The sequence below is a fragment of the Nitratifractor sp. genome, assembly GCF_015487065.1.
In the GTDB taxonomy this organism is placed as follows: domain Bacteria; phylum Campylobacterota; class Campylobacteria; order Campylobacterales; family Sulfurovaceae; genus Nitratifractor.
The window spans coordinates 1-10,334 of the sequence record NZ_WFQN01000076.1; the positions used below are offsets into that span (position 1 = coordinate 1).

Consider the following 10,334-nt stretch of genomic DNA (forward strand, 5'->3'; position numbering starts at 1 on the left):
GAGTTTCTGCAGTTCATGGACAGCGAGACCTTCGATCAGATCGGTCTGACCCATGAACAGGTGGGCGAGGTCTTCGATTTCATGATCGACGGGATGGAGGCGGATATCCTCTTCCACAACGGCAAGCCCATCACCGTGGAGATCCCCCAGACCGTGGTCCTGGAAGTGGTCGAGACTCCCCCCAACTTCAAGGGCGACTCCCAGGGGGGCAAAAAACCCGCCACGCTCGAGAGCGGTGCCGTGGTCCAGGTCCCTTTCCATATCCTCGAAGGAGACAAGATCAAAGTCGATACTGCCGAAGGGAAGTACCTTGAAAAGGTGAAATGAAACAGTAACTAGAAACGAGTAACTAGTAACTAGGAATTTTGGTATGCGTTGCTTTGCAACGCTTTTCATTAAAGAAATAGAAAAGAGCAAATCTCCGTTCAAGCAGCTTGTAAACTAGAGACTATCAACTATTGACTATCGACTAACTACTGTGCCGAAGGCGCTCTCAAATCCGTTATAATTTCCAAACACCCATATTTCATTGTAAAGGAGTTTGTCATGGCACGTGCATTGGTACCGTTGGCCGAAGGATTCGAAGAGATCGAAGGGGTCACGATCATCGACATACTGCGTCGTGGCGGGGTGGAGGTCAACAGCGCCTATCTGCCCGGGGAGTTCGCGACGGACCTGATCACCGGAGCCAACGGCATCACCGTCCAGGCCGATATGCCTCTGGCCAATGCGGTGGTGGACGAGTATGACATCATCGTCCTGCCCGGTGGCTGGGGCGGGACCAACCGGCTGGCGGAGAACGAACTGGCCCAGAAGCTGCTCAAAGAGTTCAAAGCCCGCGGCAAATGGGTCGCGGCCATGTGTGCCGCTCCCTATGCGTTGCACGTGGCCGGGGTGCTCAGCCCCAAATACACCTGCTACCCCAGCGTGGAGGAGCAGATCCGGCCCGAGGACTGGATCAACGAAAAGGTGGTGGTGGATGAGAAGGTGATCACCTCCCAGGGGCCCGGTACGGCGATCTGTTTCGCTCTAGAGATCGTCCGGCAGCTGGTGGGCGAGGAGAGCTACGAGACGGTCAAAAACGGCACGCTGGCGAGTTACTGCTGAGAGGGAGCGGAGACTTTTGCGCTATGAACGGATGACTCCCTTTCGGGTCATGGATCTGGTACGGCAGGCCCAGGCTTTTGACGATACGATCCATTTCGAGGTGGGGCAGCCGGATCTGCCGCCTCCGCCCGGCGTCAAACGGGCTTTGGGGGAGGCGGTGGAGCGTGAGCGTTTCGCCTATACCGAAAGCATGGGGCTGCGGGAACTCAGAGAGCGGATCGCAGCCCACTACCGGCACGACTACGGGGTGGAAGTGGATCCGGTGAGGATCCTGATCACCCCCGGCACCAGCAATGCATTTCTAGTGGCCTATCTGCTGACCCTGAAGGCGGGGGGTCGGCTGGGGTTGGCGGATCCCTCCTATCCCTGCTATCCCAATTTCGCCGTGATGGTGGATGCCGAACCGCGTTTCTACCCCGTGGATCAAAGCAACGGCTACCTGCTGAGGCCCAGGGATCTGGAGGGCACTGCCCTCGATGTCCTGCACATCTCCTTCCCCTCCAACCCCACCGGGACCCTCTACGACGCCGAAGCCCTGAAGTGCCTGGCGGACTACTGTTGCCAGGAGGGAATCACTCTGATCTCCGATGAGCTCTACCACGCCCTGGTCTATGAAAAACGGGCCCACACGGCGCTGGAGTTCAGCAACGAAGCGATCGTCATCAACGGATTTTCCAAATATTTCTGCATGCCGGGACTGCGGATCGGTTGGATGATCGTCCCCGAACGCCTCATTCGTCCGGCGGAGATCATCGCCCAGAACCTTTTCATCTCCGCACCGACGCTGAGCCAGTATGCGGCGCTGGAGGCTTTCGATTACGACTACCTGGCGCAGGTGCGGGAGATCTTTCGCCAACGGCGTGACTATCTCTACGAGGCATTGAATCCGCTTCTGCCTGTCGATGCCAAACCCGACGGAGCTTTCTACCTCTGGTGCGACGTTTCGGAGTACACCGAAGACTCCACGGCCTTCAGCCGTGAGCTGCTGGAAGCGATCCACATCGCCGTGACCCCCGGGATCGATTTCGGCCGTCACGGCACCGCCACCAAGCTTCGCTTCGCCTATACCCGCAGTATCGAACATATGGCCGAAGGGGTGGAGCGGCTCGAAAACTATCTGAAGGAGAGACGATGATCAGAGTCTACGGCATCAAAACCTGTGATACGGTACGCAAGGCGTTGAAGTATTTGAAAGAAAAGGGGGTCGACTTCGAATTCGTCGATTTCAAAAAGACCCCGGTCGGCTGTGAAAAGATCGATCAGTGGCTGGCCAAGGTTCCCCTTGAGACGCTGTTCAACAAACGGGGAACCAAATACCGAATGCTCAAACTCAAGGAGCTGAATCTGGACGAAGCGGGGATGCGGGAGTGGCTCTGCAAAGAGAACCTCCTCATCAAACGGCCGGTGATCGAGCTGGAAAATGGAGAGGTCGTCGTCGGTTTCGATCCGGAACGCTACGGGGAGCTCTTCGGATAAGCGGCATTTCCAGCCTTTGCTTGCCGGTCTTTCGGCCCTATTAAATCTTCCATCTTCCATCCTCCATCTTCCCTCAAACAAACTGTGCTATATTTAGCCTCCAAAGCCAAGACAAAATATAGAGGTAGCCATGTCCGACAGACCCCGATTCACCCATCTCCATCTGCATACCGAGTATTCCCTCCTGGATGGGGCCAACAAGATCAAAGCCCTGGCCAAAAAGGTCAAAGAGCTGGGAATGGATGCGGTGGCCATGACCGACCACGGCAACATGTTCGGGACCATCGACTTCTACAACACGATGCGCAAAGAGGGGATCAAACCCATCATCGGGATGGAGGCCTATCTGCACAACAGCGAGGAGCTGGGGGACAAGAGCACCCGCCAGCGCTACCACCTCTGTCTCTTCGCCAAGAACGAAATCGGATACAAAAACCTCATGTATCTCAGCTCCCAGGCCTATCTCAATGGCTTCTACTACTACCCGAGGATCAACAAGAAGCTTCTGCGGGAACACAGCGAAGGGCTTATTTGCACCTCCGCCTGCCTCCAGGGGGAGGTCAACTGGCATCTCAATCTGAGCGAGCGTAACAAAAAGTTCGGCGCCGGCGGCTACGAAGAGGCCAAGCGGATCGCTCTGGAGTACCAGGAGATCTTCGGCGAGGATTTCTATCTGGAACTGATGCGCCACGGCATCGGAGACCAGCAGCGCATCGACGAGCAGATCATCCGTCTCTCTCTGGAGACCGGGATCAAGATCATCGCCACCAACGACACCCACTACACCAACCCCGAGGATGCCGAGGCGCATGAGGCCTTCATGTGCATCGCCATGAACAAACAGTATGACGATCCCAAGCGTCTGCGCCACTCGGTACACGAATTCTACGTCAAATCCCCCGAAGAGATGGCGCGGCTCTTCGCCGACATCCCCGAGGCCCTGGAGCATACTCAGGAGATTGCCGACAAATGCAACCTGGAGATCAAGCTGGGCAACCCCACGCCCCCCAACTTCAAATTTACCCGGGAACGGGCGGCTCTGGAGGGGCTGGAGCTTCCGGAGCCTGAGAAAGAGTACTCCTTGGCCAACGACATCGTCCTCTTCGAGCATGAGGCCCGCAAGGGACTGGCCAAACGACTGGAACACGTCCCCGAGGAGAAACACGCCGAGTACCGGGAGCGTCTCGAGACCGAGATCGGGATCATCAACTCCATGAAGTTTCCCGGCTACATGCTCATCGTCTGGGATTTCGTCCGGGCGGCCAAGGAGATGGGAATTCCCGTCGGGCCCGGTCGGGGATCGGCGGCGGGAAGTCTGGTCGCCTATTCCCTACAGATCACCGACATCGATCCCATGCCCTACGGCCTGCTCTTCGAGCGTTTCCTCAATCCGGAGCGCGTCAGCATGCCCGATATCGATATGGACTTCTGCCAGAGCCGCCGCCAGGAGATCATCGACTATGTGGTGGAGAAGTACGGCCGAGTCAACGTCGCCCAGATCATCACCTTCGGCAAGCTTCTGGCCAAAGGGGTCATCCGGGACGTCGCGCGGGTCATGGGGCTGCCCTACGCCCAAGCCGATGCCTTCGCCAAACTGATTCCCGACGAATTGAAAATCACCCTCAAAGATGCCTACGAAAAAGAGCCCAAGATCAAAGAGCTCATCGAGCGGGATCCCAAAGCGGCTCAGGTTTGGCAGTTCGCCCTGGCACTGGAGGGGCTCAACCGCAACGCCGGAACCCATGCCGCCGGCGTCGTCATCTCCAACGAGCCCCTCTGGGAGAAGACTCCGCTCTTCAAACCCACGGGCCAGGAGACCCTGGCGACCCAGTACAGTGGGAAGTATGTCGAGGATGTGGATCTGATCAAGTTCGACTTCCTGGGGCTCAAGACCCTGACGGTGATCGAAGAGGCGCTGCAGCTCATCGAGAAGCGCCACGGCAAACGGATCGACTTCAAGCAGGTGGATATCAACGATCCCAAGGTCTACGACTATATCGCCACCGGCAACACATTGGGGCTTTTCCAGATCGAATCGGCGGGGATGCAGGATCTGGCCAAAAAGCTCAAACCCAGCACCTTCGAAGATATCATCGCGATGCTGGCCCTCTACCGCCCCGGCCCCATGGAGTCGGGGATGCTGGATGACTTCGTCGAGCGCAAGCACGGCCGGGCAGAGATCACCTATATGTTCCCGGAGCTCGAGCCGATCCTCAAACCTACCTACGGGGTTATCGTCTACCAGGAGCAGGTCATGCAGATCGTCCAGACCATCGGAGGCTTCTCTCTGGGCGGGGCGGACCTGGTGCGCCGGGCGATGGGAAAGAAGATCAAGGAGGAGATGGACAAACTCAAAGGGGAGTTCGCCGAAGGAGCGGCTAAGAAGGGCTTTGACAAGGCCAAAGCTGCCGAGCTCTTTGATCTGATTGTCAAGTTCGCCGGCTACGGCTTCAACAAATCCCACTCCGCCGCCTACGCCATGGTCACCTTCTACACTTCCTACCTCAAGTGTTACTACCCCACCGAGTTCATGGCAGCCCAGCTGACCCTGGAGAAGGACAACACCACCAAGGTAGTCCGCTACGTCGATGCGGTCAAGCACATGGGGATCGAGCTGCTGCCCCCCGACGTCAACCGCTCCGACCTGGCTTTTGTCGCCGATGAGATCGAGGGCAAACCGACGATTCTCTTCGGCTTGGGCGCCATCAAGGGGGCCGGGGATATCGCCGTGCGTTCCGTTCTGGAAGCCCGCCAAGAGGGTCCGTTCCGGGATCTGAGCGACTTTGTCTCCCGGATCGACACCGCCAAGGTCAACAAAAAGGTGATCGAAGCCTTCATCAAAGCCGGGGCACTGGACAGCCTGGGCTATACCCGCAAGGCGATGCTGACCCAGATCGAAACGATCATGGAGACCGCTGCCAAAGCTGCCCAAGCCAAGAAGATGGCCGAAAACTCCCTCTTTGGCGGCGGCGAGGAGATGACCCATGTGGAGCTGAGCCTCGATCCCATGGAGGAGTTCGAGCCGCTGCAGATCCTGGAGTTTGAGAAGGAGACCCTGGGCTTCTATGTCTCGGGGCACCCTCTGGACAAGTACCGCGACGAGCTGGCCCAAATCGACTACACCCTCAGCTCCGAGATCGACGAGCTGGCCGACGGCTCCCAGGCGCTTTTTATCGGCAAAATTGAATCGATCACCGAAAAGATCTCCAAAAAGGGAAACAAATTCGGTATCGCCAATGTTATGGATCTCCATGGTAATATCGAGCTGATGCTCTTCGCCGACCGGCTCAAGGAGCTGGAGGAGGAGTTTGATCTCTCCCGTCCCATCGCCTTCAAGGTCAAAGTGACGAAAGACGGGGACTTCACCCGGATGAATATTCTCAAGATCGAGACCCTCAAAGAGGCGAAAAAAGAGAAGGTCAAGGTGAAAAAGGAGCAGAAGCACACCGAAGCCCCCGAGGAGCAGCCTCCGGTGATTCTGGCTCTGGATCTAATGCCCGATCCCAAGATCGTCGAAGAGCTCTACTGCCTGGCCGAGCGCAACCCTGGCCCCCACCCTCTGCAGCTGCAGATCCGCACCAAACTGGCGGATGTGGTGATCGAATCCAAAGTCCATGTCAGCCGGGCGATCATCGAAGCGGCCAGGAGTCTGGGGATCCAGCCGGCGGAGCTGAGTGCCTAAAGGCTTCTTCCGTTACCCTCCTACTCATTTATTGCACGGCCAATCCTTCGGCCTCTCCTCCTTTTTCTCCGTTGTGATTTGATATCGATTGGCATTTGTGTAGTAGAGAAACACTTTGAGCTTCTTTTACTTTTGCGCTTTCGGATCCCTGCAAGCTTCAACGTCACTACCGATATAATGAGCTCACCAATAACAATCCCAATATTCCAGGAGAAGTTCCCATGAGTACGCAACCCACGATCGTCTGGTCCAAAATCGACGAAGCGCCGGCTTTGGCCACCTATTCCCTCTACCCTATCGTCAAGAAGTACGTCGGCAAAGCCGGTGTGAACATGCGTCTGAGCGATATCTCCCTCGCCGGACGGGTTCTGGCCGCCATGGGCAAGCGGGAGGATGAGCTTGCCAAACTGGGCGAGCTGGTCCATCGGCCCGAAGCCAACATCATCAAGCTCCCCAATATCTCCGCCTCCGTGACCCAGCTCAAGGAGTGTATCGCCGAGCTGCAGGAGCACGGCTACGATATCCCCGACTATCCCGAAAATCCCGAGACCGAAGAGGAGAAGCAGATCGCGGCCAAATACGCCACCTGCCTCGGTTCCGCCGTCAACCCGGTCCTGCGGGAAGGCAACTCCGACCGCCGCAGCGCCCACGCGGTCAAAAAATATGCCCAGGAGCATCCCCATCGTCTCAAACCCTTCGCCGAGGATTGCCAGGCCCGTGTCGCCCATATGGACGGCAAAGGAGATTTCTACGGCAACGAGCAGTCGGTCATCGTCCCCAAAGCCCAGACTGTCAGTATCAAACTTAACGGCAAAACGCTCAAAGAGATCGAAGCCGAGACCGATGAGGTTCTCGATGCGACTTTTATGTCCGCCAAAGCGCTGCGTGAGTTCTATGCCCAAACCATCGAAGAGGCCAGAGAGAAGGATCTGATCTGGTCCCTGCACCTCAAAGCGACGATGATGAAGATCTCCGATCCCATCATGTTCGGTCACGCGGTTGAGATCTTCTTCAAGGATGTTTTCGAGAAGTACGGTGACGAACTGAAAAAGCTGGGGGTCAATCCCAACCTGGGACTGGGGGATCTCTACGACAAACTCAAAAACTCCGACAAAAAAGAGGAGATCGAAGCGGCGATCAAAGAGGTGATCCTCAACGGCAAGCCCGATCTGGCTATGAGCGACAGCGACAAACTCATCACCAACCTGGATGCTCCCAACCTGGTGATCGTCGATGCTTCCATGCCCGTGGTCATCCGCGAAGGCGGCAAGCAGTGGGATAAAAACGGCGACGCCCGTGAAACCCTGGCGGTCATTCCCGATAGCAGTTACGGACGCTTCTACGAAGCGATGATGGAGGATTGCAAGAAAAACGGTCAGTTCGACGTGACCACCATGGGTCGGGTCTCCAACGTGGGACTGATGGCGAAAAAGGCCGAAGAGTACGGTTCCCACCCCACCACCTTCGAAGTGGCCGAAGACGGTGTGATGGAGGTGGTCAGCGAGAGCGGCGAAGTGCTGATGAAGCACGAAGTGGAAAAGGGCGACATCTGGCGTCTGGTGCGGGCCAAAGACGAAGCGATCCGCGACTGGGTCCGACTGGCCGTGGAGCGTGCCCGTATTGAGGGTGTTCCCGCTGTCTTCTGGCTGGATGCGAACCGGGCCCACGATGCCAATATGATCAAACTGGTCGAAAAGTATCTCAAAGAGCACGACACCACCGGTCTGGAGCTGCCCATCATGGATGTGACCGCGGCGACCAACTACACCAACGAGCGTGTCCGTGCCGGTCTGGATACCATCTCTGTCACCGGAAACGTTCTGCGGGATTATCTCACCGACATGTATCCGATCCTGGAGCTGGGAACGTCGGCCAAGATGCTTTCCATTGTTCCTCTGCTGGCCGGCGGCGGGCTTTTCGAGACCGGTGCGGGCGGATCCGCCCCCAAACATGTGGAACAGTTCCTCAAAGAGGGGCACCTGCGCTGGGACAGCCTGGGCGAGTTCCTGGCCCTGGCCGAATCCCTGCGGATGGAGTATATGAAACACGAGGATGAGAAGATCGGGGTCATGGCCGATACTCTGGACAAAGCCAACGAAGGCTATCTGGGCAACGACAAAGCTCCCAGCCGCAAGTGCTGTGAACCCGACAACAAAGCGAGCCACTACTGGCTGGCCCGCTACTGGGCGGAAGCATTGAGCACGCAGACCGTGGACAAGGAGCTGGCGGAGACCTTCACTCCGGTGGCCGATGCCCTGGCCAAAAACGAAGAGAAGATCCTGGAGGAGCTGCTGGCCTCCGAGGGAAGCCCCAAAGATATCGGCGGATATTACGATCCCGACGATGCAAGGGCCGAGGCGGCCATGCGTCCCAGCCAGACCTTCAACGAGATCATTGACCGGGTCTAAGTGATCAAAGTGTCGCCGGGTTTCGCTACAATGATCCGGAAAAGGACGGCGTCGATGAGGATGCCGTCATTCAATTTTCGGCCTGATCGGAGTATCGCTGAGCGCAAAGCATAATTGAGAAGTCGCTTCTGAGTTATGTTTTGCAGTAGTACTCCGGAGGGCCTTCAAAGGAGTGCTATGAAAAAACGTGGAAAAAAAGTTACGATTATCGGGGCCGGGAACGTCGGGGCGACTGTCGCCTACTCCCTGGCGATGAAAGGGACCTGCCATGAGGTGATGCTGCGGGACCGGGCGCCCGAGATCGCCAAGGGCAAAGCCCTGGATATGTCCCAGGCGGCCAATGCCGCCCGGCAGCATACTCTGGTTTGTGTCGCGGAAAAGGCGGAGGATATGGCCGGCAGCGATGTCGTCGTCATCACCGCCGGCTCTCCCCGCAAGCCCGGAATGAGTCGGGACGATCTGCTGATGATCAATGCCGAGATCACCAAAGAGGTGGTCAACGACGTCAAAACCCACGCCCCCGACTCCATCATCATCATGGTCTCCAACCCCCTGGATGTCATGACCTATGTGGCCCTCAAAGAGAGCGGTTTCCCCAAGGAGCGTGTCGTCGGCATGGCCGGGATTCTCGACAGTGCGAGGATGGCCCACTTTATCTTTGAAAAGATCCGCTACGGAGCCGGACAGATCCGGGCCTCGGTCATGGGAGGCCACGGTGACGATATGGTGCCCCTGCCCAAATTTTCCACCGTGGCCGGTGTGCCGCTCACCGATATCCTCAGCGAAGAGGAGATCATCGATGTGGTGGAGCGGACCAAACACGGCGGTGCCGAGATTGTCGGCTATCTCAAGACCGGCTCCGCCTACTACGCCCCGGCCAAAGCGACGGCGATCATGGTGGAAGCGATCCTCAAGGACACCAAGCAGATTCATCCCTGTGCCGTCTATCTCGACGGCCACTACGGCTATCGGGATGTGGTTTCTGGCGTGCCTGTGGCACTGGGGGCCAACGGCGTAGAGAAACTTTTTGAAGTGACCCTCAATGAAGGGCAGAAGAAAAAATTCGCCAAGAGTGTCGCGTCGGTACGCAGCATGATCAACGTCCTCAAACGCAATCAGTTCTTCTCCAACCCCGAAGACAACATCATCACAGAAGAGTAAAGGATACCCATGAGAGAAATAGCCTATGACGATCTGGTCAAATCGGTCAAAGCGATGGTGATGCACACCGCCTCCCATCTTCCCGAGGATGCCCTCAAAGCCATCGAAGAGGCCTATGAGAATGAAAAGAGTGAGGTGGCCAAGTCGGTCCTCAAGCAGATCCTGGACAATGCCCATCTGGCCAGTGAAGAGGATCGTCCTCTCTGTCAGGACACCGGTCTGGCGGTCTACTTCATCAACGTCGGTGAAGAGGTGAAAGTGGTGGGCGGTTCCATCCGCGATGCCATCAACCAGGCCACCGAAGAGGCCTACAAAGAGGGGTATTTGCGGGCTTCCACCTGCGACTGTTTCGACCGTCACAACCTCAAGGATGAAGTGGGCTACAACCTCCCCGCCGTTATCCATTTCGATATCGTCCCCGGTGACAAGATCGAGATCGAGTACGCCGCCAAAGGGGGCGGAAGCGAAAATGTCTCCCGTGCCACCGTTTTGGCCCCTGC

7 protein-coding genes and 1 pseudogene are annotated in these 10,334 nt (G+C 57.1%); all 8 read left to right on the top strand.

All coding sequences use genetic code 11. The features are described from left to right. Nucleotides 1–327 (top strand): annotated as a pseudogene (locus F8I07_RS04085) (elongation factor P); the annotation flags it as partial. Nucleotides 328–546: 219 nt separating this feature from the next. Beyond that, entirely contained in the window at nucleotides 547–1,107 is a 561-nt protein-coding gene (locus F8I07_RS04090; RefSeq protein WP_292656076.1) for a DJ-1 family glyoxalase III, read from the top strand. 16 nt (nucleotides 1,108–1,123) lie between these two features. Then, on the top strand, nucleotides 1,124–2,242 hold the full coding sequence (locus F8I07_RS04095; protein WP_292656079.1) for an aminotransferase class I/II-fold pyridoxal phosphate-dependent enzyme: 1,119 nt from the start codon (nucleotides 1,124–1,126) through the stop codon (nucleotides 2,240–2,242). After that, nucleotides 2,239–2,583 (top strand): arsenate reductase family protein, encoded by a 345-nt coding sequence (locus F8I07_RS04100; RefSeq protein ID WP_292656081.1) that lies wholly within the window; start codon nucleotides 2,239–2,241, stop codon nucleotides 2,581–2,583. Before F8I07_RS04095 ends, F8I07_RS04100 begins: the two co-directional genes overlap by 4 nt. 130 nt (nucleotides 2,584–2,713) lie before the next feature. Then, the gene (dnaE, locus tag F8I07_RS04105; RefSeq protein WP_292656083.1) at nucleotides 2,714–6,265 is read left to right on the top strand and encodes a DNA polymerase III subunit alpha; all 3,552 of its coding nucleotides are present in this window, start codon (nucleotides 2,714–2,716) and stop codon (nucleotides 6,263–6,265) included. Between the two features lie 221 nt (nucleotides 6,266–6,486). Then, entirely contained in the window at nucleotides 6,487–8,673 is a 2,187-nt protein-coding gene (locus F8I07_RS04110) for an NADP-dependent isocitrate dehydrogenase (RefSeq protein ID WP_292656086.1), read from the top strand. A gap of 177 nt (nucleotides 8,674–8,850) precedes the next feature. Beyond that, complete coding sequence (gene mdh / locus F8I07_RS04115; RefSeq protein WP_292656089.1) at nucleotides 8,851–9,834, top strand: malate dehydrogenase; 984 nt, start codon at nucleotides 8,851–8,853, stop codon at nucleotides 9,832–9,834. A gap of 9 nt (nucleotides 9,835–9,843) precedes the next feature. Continuing rightward, the coding region (locus F8I07_RS04120; protein ID WP_292656091.1) for a fumarate hydratase at nucleotides 9,844–10,334 on the top strand (491 nt) is incomplete at its 3' end.